The organism is uncultured Shewanella sp., assembly GCF_947495455.1.
Classification (GTDB): domain Bacteria; phylum Pseudomonadota; class Gammaproteobacteria; order Enterobacterales; family Shewanellaceae; genus Shewanella.
Map to the genome: position 1 here is coordinate 1 of NZ_CANLZC010000103.1, position 20,870 is coordinate 20,870.

The following is a 20,870-nucleotide window of genomic DNA, read 5'->3' on the forward strand; positions in this document are numbered from 1 at the left end:
GGGATTGATAAAAGACACAGACTTGTGTGACATGTCTACTTTGCTCCCTAATGTGACATCTTTAACTTGCCTTAACATAGACAGTGAGAATGTGTAGATCAAATATAGTCGATACATACAACAAATATCAGGTTTAACGACTCAATAATCGCCGTAAAAATGACTTTAATTACGATAAGGCAGTAAAACCTTGCTACAATAGCCGCCACTATTGCTTGGCATTTGATCACCAACATATGAGACGGTTTTCTCTCGCTAAGCGGCCATATTCGCGCGACCCTTAAAATCATGCTGTCGCCAATAATTTAGGATATTGAACTTGAGTAATACCGACAAAAAATCGACTTCTCATCAAGCCTTTAGCAGCTTAAATCTAAAACCTGCCTTGCTCGATAATTTAGCCACTATGGGTTTTGAATCCATGACACCTATTCAAGCGCAAAGCTTGCCAGCCATTTTAAACGGGGAAGATGTAATAGGTCAGGGCAAAACAGGATCCGGTAAAACAGCCGCTTTTGGTCTAGGATTACTCAATAAATTAGAAGTGAAACGTTTTTGTATTCAATCTCTTGTATTATGCCCCACTCGAGAGCTTGCCGAGCAAGTTGCCAAAGAAATTCGCACATTAGCGAGGGGCATTCATAACATTAAAGTCTTAACCTTGTGTGGTGGTGTGCCAATGGGCCCACAGATCGGCTCCCTTGAGCATGGCGCTCACATTATCGTCGGTACGCCTGGGCGTATCATTGATCACTTAGATCGCGGCCGTTTAACCTTAGACAAGGTCACAACACTGATCTTAGATGAAGCAGACAGAATGCTTGAAATGGGGTTTCAACCCTCTCTCGATGCCATCATGGAACACATGCCAATAGCACGTCAAACCTTGCTTTTTAGTGCGACATTCCCTAAGCAAATACAATCTATTGCTGAGCAAATTATGTTCAAACCTGTTGTTTGTAAAGTGGAATCTAATCACGATGGCGCGACTATTGAACAACATTTTTATGAAGTCAGTAATAACAATGCCCGTTTAACTGCCGTTAAATTATTACTGCTTGAGCATAAGCCTGAAAGTGCCGTTATTTTTTGCAATACTAAACGTGATACTAAAGATGTGGCCGCAAATCTCATTAATGATGGCTTTAGTGTCGTCGCTTTGCACGGTGATTTAGAGCAAAGAGATAGAGATCAAGCCTTATTGCGATTTGCAAATAAGAGTATCTCTGTCATGGTTGCAACCGATGTCGCCGCTCGAGGTTTAGATATCGAAGCATTAGATGCCGTGATTAACTATCACCTCGCCTTTGATACTGAAGTCCATATTCACCGCATTGGCCGCACTGGACGTGCGGGCAGTAAAGGCGCTGCCTACAGCTTTTATAACGCCGACGACGGCTATAAACTTGCATTACTCGAAGATTACCTTGGCCGGAATATCGTCAGTGAAGCGCTACCCAGCGAAAGTTTACTGGATACTTTTCCTGCTCAACCTACCATGACGACCTTACAAATTGATGGCGGTAAGAAACAAAAATTACGTCCAGGCGATATTTTAGGGGCGTTAACGGGCGAAAATGGCATTGAAGGTAAAGAGGTGGGTAAGATTAAAATTACCGATTATCGCGCTTATGTGGCCGTTAACCGTAAAGTTGCCAAAAAAGCCTTAAATAAAATTGTTAACGGTAAACTGAAAGGCCGAACTTATCGTGCATGGGAAATGCGTTAATATCACCTGATTTGAATATCATATAAAAGCAGGTTAACACCTGCTTTTTTATAAACCGTTTATTACTGATTAGGTGTAACATGTCTAAAGGTCTTGCTTTTAGGTTTATGCCCTCTTGACACTCCCCCACTAACTTCCCCACTAAGCTGACTATCTTGATGTTCCGCTTTTTCGCCTTGCTGATGAGCATTTTTTCGTGGCGAACGCTTGCTCATTTTATTACCAGAGTGATAACGAAAAGTTGACTGACTGGGTTTATTGGCGTTTTTTCTGCTTTGCTGCGTTTTCTTTAGTTGAGTTTCAGGTAAGGTATACGTCGGCTCGTAACCCTTCATCTCTTTGCGCGGTAAATGTTGCTGAATAAGCCGCTCAATATCGCTAAGTTGTTTCACTTCCTCATCGCTCACTAGAGATACTGCTTGTCCTTTAGCTCCCGCTCGACCAGTACGCCCAATACGATGAACATAATCCTCAGGCACATTAGGCAAATCAAAATTGACCACTTGTGGTAATTGATCAATATCTAATCCTCTGGCCGCAATATCCGTTGCCACTAGCACTCGAACATCGCCCTTTTTAAAATCAGCTAATGCTTTAGTGCGCGCATTTTGACTCTTATTACCATGGATCGCCGCAGCAGAGATCCCTTTAGCTGCTAAGTTTTTCGCTAGCCGATTAGCCCCGTGTTTTGTTCGGCTAAAAACCAGCACCTGCTGCCAATTACCTTGTTTAATCAGCTTGACCAATACTGCCGCTTTTTGGCCTTTATCAACGGGACAAATCCATTGAGTCACCGTATTGGCCGTAGCATTACGCGGAGTCACTGAAATCTCAACGGGGCTATTGACTAACCCTTTGGCTAATTTCCTGATGTCATCGCTAAACGTCGCTGAAAACAACAAGTTTTGACGCTTTTTAGGTAACAGTGCCAATACCTTTTTAATATCGTGAATAAAGCCCATATCTAACATTCTGTCAGCTTCATCAAGCACCAGCACTTCTAGTTGATTAAAGTTCATGGCATTTTGATTATACAGATCCAGCAAGCGTCCCGGTGTCGCCACCAAAATATCGACACCTTTGGCCAATTTACTGATCTGAGGGTTAATGCCTACTCCACCAAAGACAATAGCACTTTTAATGGATAAAAATTTTCCATAGGTCTCAACACTCTCACCCACTTGAGCAGCCAACTCTCGTGTCGGCGTGAGCACTAATGCTCTCACTTGTTTCGCGCTCGCTCCCTGTCCCTGACTTAACTTTTCTAATAAGGGTAAGGTAAATCCTGCCGTTTTGCCTGTGCCCGTTTGAGCTGCCGCCATGACATCTTTCCCCTCAAGAACGGCGGGAATAGCTTGGGCTTGAATGGCTGAAGGGGTTTCATAGCCTTTTTGGGTGACCGCTTTTAATATAGCAGCAGATAAACCTAGGGAGGTAAAGCTCATATAATGCTCTCTTTTCGGCTGCTCATCAAAATTCTACATAGACCAAACAGCAATTTTCAAGGGCCTGCACTTGCGGGCGGCCGTGCAGCTTACAGTATTCCTTAAAAAAGCGCTAATCATTATGATTTTATACATGTTAATTGAGGCTTTGATAAAAGTAAGTATTATTTAAGGATTCAATCCAAATCACGGGTATAGTGAAATGAAACAAGCTATTATTGCTTATCATCAAGATGATGAAAGCCATTGGGTTGCCGAACTTGAATGCGGGCACTTCCAGCACGTTAGGCACAAGCCTCCTTGGGTAAATCGCCCTTGGGTCATCTCGCCTCAAGGGCGCGCGCAAATGCTAGGCTATCAATTAAATTGTAAGAAATGTGATATCAAGGCGCCTAAAGATATATAATGCTCAATAATGCCAGTTTTCAAGACCAATGGTTCATTTAGCAATAAAATGGAAAAATAATTTAGCGTTTTGTGGACCTGAGCAATCTCTAAATTTTTATTAACATATTTGTAGTGAAGTAATCAGTTTATTTGTAGGAAAGATGTAACATGACACAAAACAAAAAGTTTGATTTTCGCCTTATTCAAGAAAATGATACTTGGACAGCACAAATCACCCGACGCATGACAGCAAGAAAAACGGTTGTTTCTAAAAAGAAGCAAGGTTTTGAAAGCGAAGCTGAAGCACAAACATGGGCTGAAACACAATTACAAGCCTATTTAGACAATCTCGTTAAACGTAATGATCGCCGTGCTAAGCAACGTAAAGAACGAACACAAGCTCAAGAAGAAAAAGACTTGGCAGCAGCAAAATGGCGTGAGTCAAAAGATGCCCGTGACTTCGGCGAAGGTTATAACGACTTTAATGAAGACAATGATGATTACACTGGTGATGAGTAATCACTAATCACTTGGCACAGTATTCACTGTGCCCTTTCTACCATACTGAAACAGTTCTTGTTTTCCGGCATAAATATTCATTAATTATCAGCAAGATAAGTATAAAAGTAAACAAGCCTAACCTTAAGTATAATTAGGTAAAATGCACTTTATTCGTAATAAAAAAATGTTACTTTGATGATTAGTTAATAACCTCACCTATGTTCTTTTTATGAAAAAAACCTTATTAGTATACGCAACTCATGTGACTGACTATGCCAAAGTCGCTCTTATCCTTGGCGCTTTGATTGGGCTTAATGCCTGTGATAAAGCAGCCAATGTATCCTCCAATGTCAACCAAACACAAACCCATTCAACTCATCCATCCTTGAGCTATCCCATCGTCGATACCAATCAAGTCATTTTCTATGATCAAGCTCATGAGATTTCAGCGCCAACCACAACCCAAGCCTTTTATGGCCAGAATGCACAATTTAGTCGCCACCCAATGCACTATAGCGTAAGTCAAGATAGCTTAACTGTGATGGATCATGTCACAGGCTTAACTTGGACACGCACAGCCGATTTAAATGATGATGGTGTTATTAATACGCTAGACAAACTTTCTTTTACTCAAGCTAAAGCTTACGCCGCCCACCTTAATGAAATCAAATATGCCGGTTTTGATGATTGGCGTGTACCGACAATAAAACAACTTTACTCACTCATGAGTTTCAGTGGTGTCGATGCTGCTGGGCCCCATGAAACCAATGCGAAACCTTTTATCGATACGCAATATTTTGGCTTTGCTTATGGGGATGAATCAAAAGGCGAACGCGCAATTGATGCGCAATTTTGGTCGAGTACTGAATATACTGGCCAAGTCTTTCACGGTGCCCATGCCGCTTTTGGGCTTAATTTAGCGGATGGACGGATCAAAGCCTATCCCATTGATGCACCTCATCGTGTCGCAAAAAATTTCGTCTATTTTGTCAGAGGCAATGCTCAATACGGACAAAATCAATTTACCGATAATCATGACGGCACCATTTCTGATCAAGCGACTCAACTAATGTGGATGAAAAGTGATAGTCAAAACGGTATGAATTGGCAACAAGCCTTAGCTTGGGCACAAGAAAAAAATGCTGAGAACTTCCTTGGTCATAATGATTGGCGCCTTCCTACAGCCAAAGAATTACAAAGCATTGTAGACTATCAACGTTCCCCCGACGCCACTCAATCTGCCGCCATTAATCCCATCTTTTCCACCACCAGCATCACCAATGAAGCGGGACAAGCCGATTACCCTTGGTTTTGGAGCAGTACCACTCATGTCAACAGCAAAAATGCCGGCGCTCAAGGCACCTATATCGCCTTTGGCCGCGCCATGGGTTACATGATGGGAACTTGGACCGATCTTCATGGTGCAGGTGCACAGCGCAGCGATCCCAAAGCAGGCAAGCTTGATGACATTGCCATTAAAGTTGGTGAAGGCTATCACATTAACGGCCAAGCTCAACACCCAAGTGAACGCCAAGCCAAACAAGTCAATGCAGCAAAAGCCGCTTCACAAACATTAGCCGATGAGTCATTGCCACGTCCTGCCTTTAATGGTCATGGCCCTGAAGATGCCATCAGAATTAATAATTATGTCAGATTAGTTCGAAGCATAGAAGGCTCTTAACCAACCCACTCATTGCCCACTCACCTATATTGATTTAGCGATAAGACTGAGCCAGCGCTTGCTGGCTCAGATAACAATACCGTTTCCTCACACATGTCATTTATTTCATAAATGACAAAAGTTAAAAAATATAAAAATAAATAACGCATATAAAAAACAAAAAAGATCATTAATATCTATTAAAAAAACAATATCGTAAACTTATAAAAAATAGATAAAGTGCGTTACAAAAAAATCATTTCATTATTTTTCAGTTTATTAGAACCGCAATATTTCAACTTTTTATTTTTTCAATAAACTTAATTAATTAAATTTAGAATTATCTTAATTTTAACCTAAGTAAAGATATTGAACTTTTTTTGCAATAAAAAGAGTCTTTACTCTATTATCGATTTTAAATAAATATTCATCATTTTTTCATTCAACTTGCATTGCTCACTAGCATATTCATCATTATCACTTAACTTGGAGGTATGTAATGAGGCCATTGTCTAAAAATATAACAAACGCTATCGCAAAACCTGCACTATTCTCAAGCTTATTACTTTCATCTTTCACTGCCATGGCGGGAGACTGGATCGTCGGGGCTGGAATGTATGACATTACCGGTCCTGCTGCCGATCGGGGCATGGTCGGTTATGGCAGTAGTGAGCAAACAACACAAGGTATTTTTAGTCGACTATGGTCAAGGGCATTTGTGTTAGGTAGCCAAGAAACTGGCGATTTAATCGTGTTTGTCAGTGCTGATCTACAAAGTATCACTCAAGGTGTACACCAAGGTGTGATCGCAAAAATTGCGGCGGATGAGAACCTATCCGCTTATTTAAATGAAAAAAATGTCATGTTAACCGCCATCCATAATCATGTCGGTCCTGGGGGTTACGATCATAACGTAATGCTAAATTTAAGCGCCTTAGGGTATGATGAAGATAATTATAACGTCATTGTTGATGGAATTTATCAATCCATTGTCAGCGCTTTTAATAATCAAACCTCTGGCAATATCACCTTAGCACAAGGTGAACTCACCGATGCCAGTATCAATCGTAATCCCGATGTCTACCAACTCAATAGTGATAAAGATAATTATGAGAGTGATGTCAATCAAACCATGACATTACTAAAACTCACTAAAGATGATGGTAGTGACGTTGGCATGATCAATTGGTTTCCTGTGCATAATGTGTCATCACCACAAACTTACCGTTATATCAGCAGTGATAATAAAGGCATAGCAAGCTACCTCACTGAAAAAGACTTTGGAACACAGGCGCCACTTAACATCGGCTTTGTTGCCGCTTTTGCCAACAGTGATGAAGGAGATGTGTCACCTAATGTGTGTGGGCAAGAAGATGGTTGTATGGATAGTACGAAAGAGAATGTCCTTTTGTCAGCAACAAAACAATATGAAAAAGCCCTATCGCTTTATCAAAGTGCCAACATTGCATTAACGCCTGATATTAATAGTCAATTTCAATACATTCAACTACCCGATTACAGTGTCGATGCAGCCTATACTCAATCTCAAACAGCTCAAAATCTATGTCATGCTACACTAGGTTGGTCTTTCGTTGCGGGTGCAACCTGGGATGGCCCTTCTGGTATCGACGGCGTCTTTGAAGGAATGACCCAAGATAATAGGGGAACGGAGTGGGAATACAATGACACCCTACTGGGTAATGTGTTCACTGGCTACCCCATGTTTGGCTTACTAGAAGCCTTTTCAACCATAACCCTTGATGATGACACCTACAGTGATTGCCAATACCCTAAACCGACTTTTGTCAATAGTGAACTATTTGATGACGTTAACTTATATACCAACACCTTACCCTTTCAATTGATTCGATTAGGTGAGCTGGCGATTATTGGTGCACCTGGCGAAATTACCACTATGTCTGGTCGTCGATTAAGAGCCAGTGTCCTAAATGAACTCTCAGCAATAGGTGTAAAATACGTTGTTATTGCAGGGCTTGCCAATGCTTATGGCGGCTATATCACCACCAATGAAGAATATGAGCTACAACATTATGAAGGTGCTCACACTATTTTTGGCCCCAATTCATTAGCGGCTTATCAGCAAATTTTTACCACGCAAGCTAAAGCGATGGCTGAAAGTAAAAGCCTAGATGAAGGTGATGCACCAAAAAGCTTGGCCGATAGTCAATTGATCACTACTATAGGCGTTGTTTACGATGACAAACGTCTTTGGGAGTCCTTTGGTGATGTCGAAACCGATGTCTCTTCAAGCTATAACATTGGTGATACAGTCAACGTCATTTTTCGCTCAGGCCACCCACAAAATGATTTTAGAACCATGGAAGCCTTTTTTGAGGTCCAACAAAAAGTCGGTGATGAATGGGAAACCAAATACACTGAAAATGACCCCAGCACTTTGTTTATTTGGACACGAGATACCGATGCTGATTGCCTAGCTTGTTCTTATGCTCAGTTACAATGGACACCAGACTCTGATACCCCCACAGGAACGTATCGCATTGTGCATAATGGATCTTGGAAAAACGGTTGGACAGGAGAGATTGAAGGCTATACTGGCACTTCCAGTAGTTTTGAAATTAAATAAACCTTAAAACGGATATAAACCGCTATATAAAGATAGCGGTTTATCTCACTACCTCCCTACCATCAATAACCTCTCACTTCATCAACTCGCCATTTATATTTCTCAATCAGGTTTTCTACTGAAAGTACATAATGTTTATTTAAGATATCAACATAACTTTAAAGAGACTTTTTGTATCAATATGTAAATCAAGGAACAATCAAAAAAATATAACTTTATAATTATAAAGCATTTAATTTAACCATGATAAAAAAACAAATGTCAAATATTGTAAGTTTTATAAAAAACATAAACTTATTTATTTTTTTGATAGAGGATAAATCAAAGTCATATACGATAGGCAGTATCAATTTCAATGTAATATTAAACTATGTTCAATACTATTAGTGCCCTTGAAAAATTTGGCAAAAACCATGATATCAGCGATCTAACATTCAATGCTGATGGCTATTTAAATATTGTTTTACAGGATGAATTTACTATCCACCTTCAATTGAATAGCAATAAGGACATGTTAAGTATTTTTTCAGAAGTGGCCGACTTATCAAAAACAAACAACACAATATTATTTAGCAACTTACTTAAGGCTAATTATTTTGGACAACATACTAATCAATATAATTTTGGTATAAATCCTGACGATAATACCCTTATCTTATTTAAATCTATTGATGATTCAATCATTAATACCAGCAGCATTGAAAATTTAATTTGTGACCTACTTGAAGCTGTCATTTATTGGAAATCTCACATTACGTCTCAATTACAAGAGAAGCAGAACAAACAGGTTAAAAAACAGATACCAAACAATCAATTTTCATTCATTCATGTTTAACTGATTTCCCCTTTTAATCACTAAAATTCAATTATAAGAGAGCTATGTCATGCCAGTCATCAATGGTGCAACCCAAACTAACACGACTTCAGTTTTTCCAGAACCCAAACTCGATAACGATCAACATAAATATGATTCATTTGATAAATTAGCCGCCGATAATAAACAACGGGTTTACTTTGATTCCTCAAAACAAGAAGCTTTTACTCAAAGTAAATTTAACATACGTAAAGGCGCACCAGCCAACAAACAAGCCCACATGCAATATGCCAAAAGTATTGCCAATGTCCATAATGATAATGGTAAACTCGCCGTCTCTCATCTAAACGACAAAGCTCAATCAGGCCAACGACTCAGCCGAAAAGATATTCTCATTACTCACAACAACCTTGAAAACATCAAACTGAATAAAGCCCAATTTATCAAGCAACAAGCGCTATTTAATACCATTAGCCAAGATCCAAGACTACAAAGCATATTCAATGATCTTGATGGTGCCATCAAAGCGGCATTGAAAAGCGAAGTTAAAAGTACCTCAATAGATGAGATCCCATCAGCAACTTTAGATGCAGTCAAAATGGCTGGGGTCGCTACCAAAACCGCAAGTAAAGTTTTAGATAAATTACCTGTCACAGGTGTTATCGCAAAAGCCCATGATATACATGTAGACGGTAAAAAATCCCAACGCCAATTTAGTGTTCACAGAACATTAACTCATCATCAAATCAATGCCACACCACTAGCGAAATTTATTTCACAGAGTCTGGATAAACTCCATGATAATAAGGCAGAAGCAAGCATGATCAAAGCCACGGTAAGTGTGGTTGCATCAGGTGCTACAAAAGGCCTGCCCATTGCCGATATGGTGGGTAACGCTATTGTCACTGAAGTAGTTGGACATCATTCTGGCACAGGTGTTGGTCACTTAGCGCAACATGGCGCCAAAAAAGCCGCCGACAGCGCCAGCTCAAACGCAGAAAGTAGCAGTATAAAATCCTCCATTAATCAAGCGAAGCAAAAAGAAGAGGTTATCGACAGCCTACCTAGAATTCACTTTGGCTCAGGCAAAGATTATCAAGAGTTTGATCTCGACAAGGTCGATAACATGCATGGGCTATTACTGTATCTGGCAAAATCAGAAACACCAAAAGACAGCTTTATTAGAGACCAAATTGATAACTTTGATGAAATCGAAGCGGCCAGAATTGCACTGAAAATGGAACTGGGTTCACCTAAAGATGAGCATCTTCTACGCACCAATAGTAACAAGTTTTCAGGTACCGGCTCTGATGTCACCCTTAAAAAACTCATGGAAAGTGGTAATTCGCTGGCACAAACTCTATCATCTATAAATAATAAAAATATCAGTCAACTAGCAAATAAAATAGGCGATCTAAACTACTCAAAGGCACAATCTGACGAGGCCTATGAAACATTAAACACTCTCACAAGTATTCGAGATGATTATGCCAAAACTGGCGGCGTACCAAGTGCACTACGACTCATTATGCTTGCTGAAGGCTTACTGTGATCCTAATCTAAGACGATAAACATCGGCTAATGAAATGAAAGCCACTCTTTGTTTCATTAGCAAAAAAGAATAGCTATAGTTAATCAAATACTCATAGGGCAATCCATTTCACACTGACACATTACTAAATCTCAATCTCTTGCTTTAAAAATTCGATCAATGAGCTAACCCGCTTCGACAAAGATCTATTGCGGTAATAAACAATATTAATCGGTTGCTCGACTTTAACAGTGTTAGCCGAAAACAATTGCACTAAACGCCCAGCCTGAATATCTTTACTTGTCATAAAATGAGACAAACACGCGATTCCAGCGCCACTTAACGCGAGCTGTCTGAGTGTTTCACCGCTATCTGATGTAATATTGGCTTTGATATGAAAAAATTGATTTGAAGCATCATAAATCGGCCATTTATTTAACTGCTCTAAGGAACTAAAACCCAATAACTGATGTTCGGCTAAATCATCAATACTCTCAGGGATACCGTGTTGGGTTAAATACTCGGGGCTCGCCAAAATTCGAATTTGACTTAAGCCTAGCGGCGTCGCAGTTAAACTCGAGTCTTTTAATTCACCAATGCGTATCGCCACATCAGTACGTTGTTCTAATAAATCAATTAAATTATCATTATTGACTAACTCGATCTCTACCTGTGGATAAGCGTGACTGTATTGGCCGATAATCGGCGCAATCACATGCAGCATAAAAGGGCTCGCAGCATCAATGCGCAACTTACCTGAAGGGATCGATTTACGTTGTACTAACATCTCTTCAGCGGCTTCAAGATCATACAAAATATCCCGCACTCTCGATAAATATTTTTCCCCTTCAAGCGTCAACTCCAGTCGCCTTGTATTGCGTCTAAATAATGCTGTATTCAGTTTTTTTTCTAATTTAGACAGTGATCGGCTAGCCGCAGACACAGTAATATTTAAATGCTCAGAGGCCTGACTAATGGTGCCTTTATCCACAATACTTATGAAGGTATAGAGCTCGCTAATCGTGACTTTCATTTTGCCGCCTTTCACTGTTTATTTGTTTATGTTGCGCTATTGATTGTTGAACTTTACACAAATATATTTTGATCTTTAGTGCATTTTTTTCAACTTTAATCGTATTTATAATTCTGTCACATCAATAAACACATTCAACATAATTAAGTACTGGAGCAAGACAATGCAACTTCCTATATTCGGTTTAGGTACCTTCAGACTACAAGGTGACACCGTCATTAAGTCTGTCACTCAAGCGCTCGATTTAGGCTATCGTGCCATTGATACGGCGCAAATTTATGATAATGAAAAAGCGATTGGTATTGCGATTAAAAACAGCCATATTCCTAGAAATGACATTCATTTAACCACGAAAATTTGGGTCGATAATTTATCCAGAGACAAGCTCATACCTAGCTTAAAAAATAGCTTACAAAACTTAAAAAATGATGCCGTTGATTTAACCTTAATCCATTGGCCAGCACCAGAAAACCCTATCCAAATTGAAGAATATATGTCAGCCTTACTTGAGGCAAAAAAAGCTGGACTCACTCGAAAAATTGGTGTATCGAATTTTAATATCGATTTATTAAAGCAAGCCATCACCATTATTGGCGCAGACAACATTGAAACCAATCAGATAGAACTCAGCCCCTATTTACAAAATCACCAGTTAGTCGATTTTATGCAAAATCAAGGTATTAGCGTCACCTCTTACATGACACTCGCGTATGGAAAAGTATTACAAGACCCAATTATTCAAGATATCGCTCAAAGGAGACAGCACACACCAGCGCAAATCGCATTAGCTTGGGCATTGGCGAAAGGCTATTGTGTGATCCCCTCTTCAACCAAAAAAGAAAACCTAGCCAGTAACTTGCAAGCACAATACATTAGCTTGAGTACAGAAGATATATCACGTATTGATCAATTAGAAGCCAATCGTCGTGAAATTAACCCTGAGACACTTGCGCCCCGTTGGGATCAATAAGCTGTAACAGGTTATTTATTATGAAAAAAATACTCATTTTAAATGGGGGAAAAAGCTTTGCCCATTCAAAAGGCGAGCTTAATCAGTCCCTTACCCATTTTGCAGAGCAGTATTTGCTCGGCTTAAAACATGAAGTCAAAGTCACTCATATTGATCAAGGCTACGATATCGAATCTGAAATAGAAAAATGGCTATGGGCCGATATCATTATTCAACAAACCCCCGCTTGGTGGATGGGCGTACCATGGACAGTCAAAAAATACATCGATGACGTATTCACCTTAGGCCATGGCCAACTCTATCGAAGTGATGGACGCTCACGTCACGATGCACAAAGTCCATATGGCTCAGACGGCATGCTACAAGGTAAACAATATATGTTATCAGTTACCTGGAACGCACCGAAAGAAGCCTTTACCGACTCAAGACAGTTCTTTGAAGGCGTAGGTGTTGACGGAGTGTATTTCCCCGTGCATAAAGCGCATCAATTTTTAGGCATGACATCCTTGCCCACCTTCATGAGTAACGACGTGATTAAAAATCCAAATATTAATGCTGATCTTGAACGATATAAGCAGCATTTAAATCAATTTGTTAATATTAAAGACTAGGTAGGTTTTCGATTTAAAGGCTTTCAAAGAACCTATGAACAGTGACCCCCTTTCTTTTAGCCCCATTTTATTATTCTATGGCCAAAAAGAGTGGGGCTGTCTATCAAACCCATTAGAGTTCAGATTAAATAATAATAGGTGCCATCACATCCACATATTGGAAGTTGGGAAACTTAGGTATTTGCTCACCTTTAACCATAGATACTATTGCCCCCACAACCATAGAAGCTGAAATGGATGATGAAATCGCAAGTTGCGAATCATATTCCACCTGACTTTGGTAATACCTTCTCGCACTGTTAACCAAATAATCTTTGATCACACCTGAATGTAAAAGATGCTGTAAAATAGCCTCTTTAATCTCTGTATGCGCTTCAACTTGATAGTGCTCCAACCAACCGGGGGTTGTTTTATTCAAAATAGTCATTCCTGAACCAAACCCAAGGTTAATGGGAAAGATTTCAGTTTTCCCATGCCGCTCACAAATTTTATGCACTAAGGGAAACTCTGGTGCATCAAAGTCTATGGTATTCACTACAATATCATGACTTGGAATAAGCTCATTTAACTCATCCCCCCTAAGATACATGGGAATAATATTCACATTGGCCGTGCTATCAATATTAGTCAGTCTATGGCCTATCGTTTCCGCCTTGCTCTTTCCCAAGTCTCTAGCCGTAAAGTTTTGACGATTTAAATTACTCGCCTCAACCGTATCCCCATCTGCAATGGTGATATGACGAATACCAGTTCGAAGTGCCTGTTCAGCAACCACACCACCGATGCCGCATCCCACAATAAGCAGTTTTATCTCAGCCAGTTTTTGCTGCTCTAACTCTGAAATAAATAACCAATTACGTGAATAATCCATGATTATGCTCTCTCTATTGTATTACTTGCTTGCTCGGTTTCTATGGCAGGTAAATCAGTCCTAGGCTGACTCTTATAAGCAGGGCCTGAATTAAATTTCAGCAAGAGTCGATATAAAGATACTTGAAGCCATGTTTTAAAAGCCACCCAAAAATTAAACACGCCCACCTGAAGAATATCTTCACCTTTCTCTGTATCGATCCAAGTGAATACAAAGCTATTTACAGCGTGACTCGTGGCTCTAGGAAGTTTATGAAAGTTTTTCTCAAAGCCCATTTCGTCCGTATCTGAAGACAGCACAAATCGCTTTTCATCAAATGTGACCGACTCTGGATTATGAAAATACTTTTTCACGTAACCATTCACCAGCGCCTTAGCCACTTTAGTGTAAACTCGTAAAGGTGGCTTAATTTGATTAGCCTCCTGAGTGGGCCAGCCTTTTACCGTAAACCGGCTAAAATTCTCAATAATACGGGGAGTCGCTGAAATATTTGTCGTGTAAACACGGCGGTATTGACGAAAAATCACTTTTGCTAATCCCGCTGTTGCCAGTGCAATTAAGTTGGTTCCATTATTTTCAGCAATCACCACTAAGCCAGCATGAACAACAGTCAGCTCATCTTGCTTGATAATAGGACTGATCAAAAACCCAATAGGCACATCATTGTCTTTATAGAGGAGTCCCACCACCATGCTGTTAAACTTAGCGCGGATTTGCTCTAAATTATCATCGACTTGCAACAATTTATGTTCAACAGAGTTTTTAGCCAGATCATTAACACGCAATAATTCCTGATGAATTTGCTTTAAACTCATATCATCAAGGTAACAGCCTGGATTAAAATAATGACGCGTTGTTGTTGGTCCAAATCTGTCGATGTAGGTATGTTTCATTGCCGTTTCTCCTGAATATTCGGCGTTATATCCATCTGATAAAAAGCACTTTTTTTATTGAAAAACATTCGCGATTTGAGTACGCCCATAAACCATTAAAAGCAAATAGCAATAAATGCCTCTGATAATAATCGCCTTGATAATACCGCCCCATCTTTTCGAATTTATGACACATCAATGAGCTAAAGTTGACGGTAAAATGTCAGATGAATAATCAATCCGTTAGATAGAAAATCAAATAGCACTGCCACTTTTCAGACAAGGTTTGAAAAGATAATCTCACCCTCACCGCTGATAATTAAACAATATATTAAAAATTGTTACAAAATGTAAAGAATTGTTTTACGAGTTGTGACTCAGATCAATAAACGCTCAAGTTACTAGACTCAAGCCACTACATAGACCACTTGGTTTATCGATTCGAAGCACTCAATGCGTAGCGCTAAAAGTATTAGCAGTTGGAATTTAAGTAACAGATAAGAAACAATAGATAAGAAATAATAGATAAGAAATAATAGATAAGAAAAATGACAAATGGCATGAAATAGACGAAATTAATAGTGAACGCCCTCTCTTTATTCTCTCATGTATGACGCAAAATGTTCTGTTGCAGGTAACCAACTAGGATCCATTATTAGGCGGAACGGTAAAGATTTTTTTCCATTATGCTATCCCATCAGTATTAGGTATTTTACTGCTTTCTTTATCGATTGTGATTGATGCCATGTTTATAGGCCACTATGTTGGCAGTGATGCCCTGGCCGCTGTCAATATCACCTTCCCCATTAACTATCTGATTATGGGTGTTGCACTCATGTTCGCAACGGGAGCAGCGGCAATATGCGGAAAACTTATCGGCGAAAAATGCACGAGCTCAGCGGCATTAATCTTTAATCAAGTTTTTATGATAGTGTGTATACTGTCTTTCGTTTTTAGTATTCTTGGTCTCGTTTTTTTACATGATTTATTAATCATCTTAGGGGCAAATACCCAGCTTCTCTTTTTGGCTGCCGACTATTTATCGGTTAATTTAACATTTACAGCAGCCTTAATGTTAGCGACATATCTATATTATTTTTCACGCATTGACAATATGCCGACCCGTGCCGCAGTGATATTGGTCTGCAGCTCTGCAATCAATATTTTGTTAAACTGGGTCTTCATTGTCCAATACAAACAAGGTTTGTCCGGTGCTGCTTGGGCTTCTGGCCTTTCGCAATTAGTGGTTGTTGTCGCCTTATTACCGCATTTCATGTCCAAAAAAACCGACCTAAAACTGACCATAGTAAAAATAAAGTGGCGTAACATCATACAGGCAGCAGCAAATGGCAGCTCAGAAATGCTCAATCAAAGCTCGGTTGCTATTGTCACTTTGTTATTTAACTGGATTTTAATCATCCATCTGGGTGTTAATGGCGTTGCAGCATTTAGCGTCGTTAGCTATCTACTTTGGTTTGGCTTAACCGCTTGCTTTGCTATCAGCGATACTTTACAGCCACTCATCAGTAAGCATTTCGGAGCAAGACGCCCACAACGTATCAGCCGTTTTCTTGGTCTGGCTCTGGCTTCTGTCGTCGCGATAAGTATCGGTATCAGCATAATATTGTTAACACATCCCCAATGGCTTGTTGCTCTGTTTATGCGCGAACAAGATAAAGATGCCTTTCAACTGGCGATAGCATTTATCTTTTGGATTTGGCCAGCATTTTTATTTGGTGGCATTAATATTGTGATTTCAGGCTACTTTACTGCAATGCATCATCCACTGTATTCAGGCATCATTTCTATCGCCCGTGGCTTATGTTTCCCTGTTATTGGTTTGCTGATATTCCCTCTATTGATCACAGATATTGGACTGTTTATCGTCATTCCTATTGCAGAAATATTAACCTGCATGATAGCTGTGTCTCTATTTCTTCAAAATCCACCCAATAAAATAGTAGGCACCAGATCTTTAAAGCAGCGTTAAAAGGTAATAACAATTGGAGCTTAAGGAACAGACAAGAAACGATAGCGAAGAAAAATGCCAAATAGCATGAAATAGACAAAATGAATAGTGAAGGAGTCATCACTAAACAGTGCCAAACAAGAATACAAAACAGATCACGATATTATCTCGATTGGCTCTTGAGCACTAATCCCCCCTCCTTACTCTTCTTCTATTAAGAGTAAGAGTAAGGAGGCAAGCGCAGTATTAGCCTTTCATTTCAACATTGTCACCTTTTTTAGCAGCAGATTGCAGCACCATATGAATATACAACACCACTCCAATGGCAAGCAGATTCACACCGATTGCCCATGGCTGCTCTAGTTGGAAAAAGCTAAAATTAAACACGCTTCCTATCAGCGCGACAAATTGAACCCCGTCTACACTGGAAATCCAAATATTCATAAAAACGCCATTGGACAATTGAAAACCTAAAACAGGCGACATGAAAATAGGCACTTGTGTCAGCCAAAACAGTAAATTAGCCTTGAGCGTACCCACAGTCGTTTTTTCAAATAACCTCACTGCAACAACAAGACCTGCCGCATAAAGCACTAAAAATGCAACATAAATGATATAACTGAATACACCGCTAATATTAGCAAAGTTAGCAGAAATGGTGGTTACCCCTAAAAAAGCACCGCCAATCGTCGAAACAGATAAAAATCGAACCATCCATTGATTAAGTTCAACAACCTCATTATTTTCATCATCGAGTGCTTCACTTGGGGCTTCCACATCTTTAGACCTGTCTTTTAATGCGGATTCTTTGGCTTGTATAATCTGACACAGTGCTTGATACCTATCAGGAAAAGCGACTTTATCAATATCCATTTTCACTTGATACAGCTCATCCAATGAGCATTCACCATAATCTATCATTTTTCACTCTACAACTGGATTATAAAAAACTTATATTACAGCAAGTTAATCATAAATAAAGAGTATAAAATATCATTTTCAATCGCAATCAATCTCAAGCCTATGTGTTAAAAGCGCTCACCGACATCCTAACGCTCATGTCTCATGTAGTTCATGTATTAATGCGTTTGTTATCAGCTCGTTTAATATGCTTTTGGTTCATATTCTTTAGGCTTAGGAAGCAAAGGCGGTGTGGAATCAAAATAGGTCAAAAAGGATCGCCACAAAACTGTCGTTCTTTGATGAGTTAACTCTAATTGACAGTCTAGTCCCATAGAGGTCCTGATAGTGCCATCTCGCCAAGTATCGTAAACAGCCCCACAATGCTCATCGCGGTAGCTCATCCACGCGTCTTGCCCTTTTTTGATTGACGCCCTTGAAACACTATCATCCAAATACCGCTCTAAACTCTTAGCCAGGTACTTATCCATTACCTTCTCGGCTGCGATGAGATCTTTATGCATACACTGATTAATCGCGAGAGTCGTCCATGCTTTTTCACAATCCAATTCTTGTTCGGCAAACGCGAACAAAGGCATAAATAGTAACAGCTGCACTAATTTTGTCATGGGGACTCCGTATACATGATGCTTGCAACACCATAAAATGGGTAGTGAAGCGAGTCACATTCTCAAGTGCTCACACTTGTTATACGTAAACGACTTCTTTTTATTATTTTCATATAACTACTTGATATTATAAAAGGTAATACTACTGACTTTTATAGCATTGTATAAAAAATATCATATGGCTATGATGCCAACCCGTAACTTACCACCAAGAAAAACCTGTAATAAACGTAGCTAGAGGACGTTCTGATAACGTGCTAAATACTGAACATTATCCAAAAAAGCATAAAATTCATTATCGACGCCATAGTCTATCGTTAAACTTAAAGAGCTATATACGACCCGTATGATACTAAAAAAAAGCCAAATATTTGGAGTTTAATACCTCCGATTGCAACAGTTTTAAGTTTATCATTTACTTCTAAAACATTTTTATTAATTGCTCGATGTTTATTAGAGCATTCCTTTGTAATCTTGTTCAAAGCTGCTTCTTGATTTTTTCTTTCATTTTTAAGATCTTTACGGAGCAAAAATAGTTGCTCTTGTGTATATTTATAAAGCTCATCAATAGTTTCTGGTGGCTTAGTCGAATCAATTCTTGCTGAAAGCTCATTTGAATAGCTCATAGATAGGTCTTTTGTAACCGATACTTGCTTACGCTTAATCAAAGGAAAAGACTTCAGCCAATTACAGAATAAAACTACGAGATTTCCTTTTTTAAACACACCTAGATTTGAATTAATAGAGTAAAGAACCAAAATACCACCCAAGATATTTAAGCTAAATGATAAATATTTATTAATGACCTCATTACTCCAACACGTTAATGGTATTAAACAAGGTAGAGTTAAAGTTAAGTGATGAATATAAATGATTAGAAGTGATGCTAATAAAGGCCAAGCTCTAAAAATCCATTTAATAATCGAATACAACAATATATGAATACTCCAATTATGATAGAACTACTGTTCCAATAGCAGTAGGATAACCTTAAATGCTGCTTACTTTATTCACTAGAGTACACTCCCAAGTAATTATTGTAAAATCGTTAATTGCTAAAGTAAGTATTTGATAGGCATGAAGCAGTACAAGAGAAAACAGGTAGTTTTATGATGGCTTTTGCATAATAAAAAACCAACCAGTGATAACGCAAACTATCACTGGTACTAGTATATGGATACCGAATTCTGCTGCTGTGATTAATCAGTGTTAGCATTAAAATCAAGCACACTAAACTCGAAGAAACATACTGCTTTTTATTTGCCTGTGATTTTATTCTTTGCTGTTTAATCCCGTGTAGATGCGGCTATGACCGTTGATGGCAAGGATGCCATCGTCGAGCCTACATGGATGATGGGATGGACACCTCTTGCAAAGTAGGCGTCATTAGCGCCATATTGAATTTGTGCGTTCAATAACCAACAAAAGGTGTCCAATATGAAAGTTACACTAATCGGCATTGATTTGGCAAAAAATGTTTTTCAAGTTTGTGGCATTAACCAAGCTGGAAAGTCTATTTTTAACCGAGCATTAAGACGTTCACAGCTCATGGCTTTTTTGCTTAAATATCCAGATAGCATTATTGCCATGGAAGCCTGTAGTGGCTCAAATTATTGGGGGCGAGAATTATTATCCAAAGGTTTTGAAGTTCGATTAATACCACCACAACATGTAAAGCCCTTTGTTAAAGGAAATAAAAATGACCGAAATGATGCCTTTGCGATTTGTGAAGCAGCATTAAGACCTAGCCTTACTTTTGTGCAACCTAGAACCCTTGAACAAACCGATATGATCTTGGCTCATCGGATCCGCGAAAGAAATGTAGAGCAACGCACAGCTTTAATTAATCAAATTAGAGGGTTATTAAATGAATATGGCATTGTTATTGCCCAAGGAAAAACACGACTGAAAGTCGTCATACCTGAGCTTTTAGAAGATCCTAACAGCGGTTTAACAGCATTAGCGAGACAATACTTTCAAGCGCTTCTCGAAGAGTGGCAACAGCTTGATACGACAATTAAAAACTTAGAGAGTAACATTAAAACCCAGGCTACATCAAACGAGCAAGTCAGTCGGTTAATGAGCATAAAAGGGGTCGCTGAGATAACAGCAACAGCCGCTGTTTCCTTTGCTGGTAACGGTGCGCAGTATCACAATGGTCGTCATTTCGCTGCCAATTTAGGGCTTGTGCCACGAGAGCATTCAAGTGGCGGTAAACAAAAATTAGGTCGCATTACAAAGCGCGGCAATCGTTACCTAAGGCGGCTACCTTAAAGATCCCCTCATATTTTTATTCTAAATAATCCCGAAGACATTGCGATAAATAAGATGGTTCTTCATATA

General features: G+C 39.2%; 17 protein-coding genes and 1 pseudogene. 11 read left to right on the forward strand and 7 right to left on the reverse strand.

Annotated features, from left to right (window positions below; genetic code table 11):
• Positions 1–319 precede the first annotated feature (319 nt).
• The gene (dbpA, locus tag Q0791_RS20225) at positions 320–1,729 is read left to right on the forward strand and encodes an ATP-dependent RNA helicase DbpA (protein ID WP_299010463.1); all 1,410 of its coding nucleotides are present in this window, start codon (positions 320–322) and stop codon (positions 1,727–1,729) included.
• A gap of 62 nt (positions 1,730–1,791) precedes the next feature.
• Here dbpA and Q0791_RS20230 read toward each other — a convergent pair whose 3' ends face one another.
• On the reverse strand, positions 1,792–3,174 hold the full coding sequence (locus tag Q0791_RS20230; RefSeq protein ID WP_299010465.1) for a DEAD/DEAH box helicase: 1,383 nt from the start codon (positions 3,172–3,174) through the stop codon (positions 1,792–1,794).
• Between the two features lie 202 nt (positions 3,175–3,376).
• Between Q0791_RS20230 and Q0791_RS20235 the strand changes: the two genes are divergently transcribed.
• The 6 genes from Q0791_RS20235 to Q0791_RS20260 all read left to right on the forward strand — a co-directional run bounded on the left by Q0791_RS20235 (position 3,377) and on the right by Q0791_RS20260 (position 10,693).
• Positions 3,377–3,580 carry a DUF3565 domain-containing protein gene (locus Q0791_RS20235; RefSeq protein WP_299010467.1) on the forward strand — a complete coding sequence of 68 codons (204 nt, stop codon included), beginning with the start codon at positions 3,377–3,379 and terminating at the stop codon, positions 3,578–3,580.
• A gap of 149 nt (positions 3,581–3,729) precedes the next feature.
• Entirely contained in the window at positions 3,730–4,080 is a 351-nt protein-coding gene (locus Q0791_RS20240) for a DUF3622 domain-containing protein (protein ID WP_299010469.1), read from the forward strand.
• Positions 4,081–4,291: 211 nt separating this feature from the next.
• Entirely contained in the window at positions 4,292–5,743 is a 1,452-nt protein-coding gene (locus tag Q0791_RS20245) for a DUF1566 domain-containing protein (RefSeq protein WP_299010472.1), read from the forward strand.
• A 487-nt stretch (positions 5,744–6,230) separates the two neighbouring features.
• Complete coding sequence (locus Q0791_RS20250) at positions 6,231–8,327, forward strand: neutral/alkaline non-lysosomal ceramidase N-terminal domain-containing protein (RefSeq protein ID WP_299010475.1); 2,097 nt, start codon at positions 6,231–6,233, stop codon at positions 8,325–8,327.
• Between the two features lie 370 nt (positions 8,328–8,697).
• The gene (locus Q0791_RS20255) at positions 8,698–9,162 is read left to right on the forward strand and encodes a type III secretion system chaperone (protein ID WP_299010477.1); all 465 of its coding nucleotides are present in this window, start codon (positions 8,698–8,700) and stop codon (positions 9,160–9,162) included.
• 49 nt (positions 9,163–9,211) lie between these two features.
• The gene (locus tag Q0791_RS20260) at positions 9,212–10,693 is read left to right on the forward strand and encodes a hypothetical protein (protein ID WP_299010479.1); all 1,482 of its coding nucleotides are present in this window, start codon (positions 9,212–9,214) and stop codon (positions 10,691–10,693) included.
• Between the two features lie 124 nt (positions 10,694–10,817).
• On the opposite strand, the gene Q0791_RS20265 is transcribed toward Q0791_RS20260, so the two are convergent.
• On the reverse strand, positions 10,818–11,705 hold the full coding sequence (locus tag Q0791_RS20265) for a LysR family transcriptional regulator (protein WP_299010481.1): 888 nt from the start codon (positions 11,703–11,705) through the stop codon (positions 10,818–10,820).
• A gap of 163 nt (positions 11,706–11,868) precedes the next feature.
• Between Q0791_RS20265 and dkgB the strand changes: the two genes are divergently transcribed.
• Complete coding sequence (dkgB, locus tag Q0791_RS20270) at positions 11,869–12,675, forward strand: 2,5-didehydrogluconate reductase DkgB (RefSeq protein WP_299010483.1); 807 nt, start codon at positions 11,869–11,871, stop codon at positions 12,673–12,675.
• A 20-nt stretch (positions 12,676–12,695) separates the two neighbouring features.
• Positions 12,696–13,286, forward strand: a complete 591-nt coding sequence (locus Q0791_RS20275) for an NAD(P)H-dependent oxidoreductase (protein WP_299010485.1) — start codon at positions 12,696–12,698, stop codon at positions 13,284–13,286.
• 124 nt (positions 13,287–13,410) lie between these two features.
• On the opposite strand, the gene Q0791_RS20280 is transcribed toward Q0791_RS20275, so the two are convergent.
• Positions 13,411–14,157 carry a ThiF family adenylyltransferase gene (locus Q0791_RS20280; protein ID WP_299010488.1) on the reverse strand — a complete coding sequence of 249 codons (747 nt, stop codon included), beginning with the start codon at positions 14,155–14,157 and terminating at the stop codon, positions 13,411–13,413.
• 2 nt (positions 14,158–14,159) lie between these two features.
• Positions 14,160–15,050, reverse strand: a complete 891-nt coding sequence (locus Q0791_RS20285) for a hypothetical protein (RefSeq protein WP_299010490.1) — start codon at positions 15,048–15,050, stop codon at positions 14,160–14,162.
• Positions 15,051–15,720: 670 nt separating this feature from the next.
• On the opposite strand from Q0791_RS20285, the gene Q0791_RS20290 reads away from it, so the two are divergent.
• Entirely contained in the window at positions 15,721–17,019 is a 1,299-nt protein-coding gene (locus tag Q0791_RS20290) for an MATE family efflux transporter (protein ID WP_299010501.1), read from the forward strand.
• A gap of 225 nt (positions 17,020–17,244) precedes the next feature.
• Here Q0791_RS20290 and Q0791_RS20295 read toward each other — a convergent pair whose 3' ends face one another.
• The 3 genes from Q0791_RS20295 to Q0791_RS20305 form a co-directional block, all read right to left on the reverse strand.
• Entirely contained in the window at positions 17,245–17,919 is a 675-nt protein-coding gene (locus tag Q0791_RS20295; protein ID WP_299010492.1) for a hypothetical protein, read from the reverse strand.
• Between the two features lie 182 nt (positions 17,920–18,101).
• A complete protein-coding gene (locus tag Q0791_RS20300; RefSeq protein ID WP_299010494.1) occupies positions 18,102–18,527 on the reverse strand; it encodes a lysozyme inhibitor LprI family protein in 426 nt (141 codons plus the stop codon).
• A gap of 323 nt (positions 18,528–18,850) precedes the next feature.
• On the reverse strand, positions 18,851–19,462 hold the full coding sequence (locus Q0791_RS20305) for a hypothetical protein (protein ID WP_299010498.1): 612 nt from the start codon (positions 19,460–19,462) through the stop codon (positions 18,851–18,853).
• Between the two features lie 502 nt (positions 19,463–19,964).
• On the opposite strand from Q0791_RS20305, the pseudogene Q0791_RS20310 reads away from it, so the two are divergent.
• A pseudogene (locus tag Q0791_RS20310) lies at positions 19,965–20,795 on the forward strand (IS110 family transposase); the annotation flags it as partial.
• Positions 20,796–20,870: the final 75 nt, after the last annotated feature.

What these genes read in the sequence shown, in the direction of transcription:
- Q0791_RS20230 (WP_299010465.1), bottom strand. Translation starts at nt 3,174, where the DNA reads ATGAGCTTTACCTCCCTAGGTTTATCTGCTGCTATATTAAAAGCGGTC.
- dkgB (WP_299010483.1), top strand. Translation starts at nt 11,869, where the DNA reads ATGCAACTTCCTATATTCGGTTTAGGTACCTTCAGACTACAAGGTGAC.
- Q0791_RS20285 (WP_299010490.1), bottom strand. Translation starts at nt 15,050, where the DNA reads ATGAAACATACCTACATCGACAGATTTGGACCAACAACAACGCGTCAT.
- Q0791_RS20280 (WP_299010488.1), bottom strand. Translation starts at nt 14,157, where the DNA reads ATGGATTATTCACGTAATTGGTTATTTATTTCAGAGTTAGAGCAGCAA.
- Q0791_RS20300 (WP_299010494.1), bottom strand. Translation starts at nt 18,527, where the DNA reads ATGACAAAATTAGTGCAGCTGTTACTATTTATGCCTTTGTTCGCGTTT.
- Q0791_RS20295 (WP_299010492.1), bottom strand. Translation starts at nt 17,919, where the DNA reads ATGATAGATTATGGTGAATGCTCATTGGATGAGCTGTATCAAGTGAAA.
- Q0791_RS20240 (WP_299010469.1), top strand. Translation starts at nt 3,730, where the DNA reads ATGACACAAAACAAAAAGTTTGATTTTCGCCTTATTCAAGAAAATGAT.
- Q0791_RS20255 (WP_299010477.1), top strand. Translation starts at nt 8,698, where the DNA reads ATGTTCAATACTATTAGTGCCCTTGAAAAATTTGGCAAAAACCATGAT.
- Q0791_RS20265 (WP_299010481.1), bottom strand. Translation starts at nt 11,705, where the DNA reads ATGAAAGTCACGATTAGCGAGCTCTATACCTTCATAAGTATTGTGGAT.
- Q0791_RS20235 (WP_299010467.1), top strand. Translation starts at nt 3,377, where the DNA reads ATGAAACAAGCTATTATTGCTTATCATCAAGATGATGAAAGCCATTGG.
- Q0791_RS20275 (WP_299010485.1), top strand. Translation starts at nt 12,696, where the DNA reads ATGAAAAAAATACTCATTTTAAATGGGGGAAAAAGCTTTGCCCATTCA.
- Q0791_RS20260 (WP_299010479.1), top strand. Translation starts at nt 9,212, where the DNA reads ATGCCAGTCATCAATGGTGCAACCCAAACTAACACGACTTCAGTTTTT.
- Q0791_RS20245 (WP_299010472.1), top strand. Translation starts at nt 4,292, where the DNA reads ATGAAAAAAACCTTATTAGTATACGCAACTCATGTGACTGACTATGCC.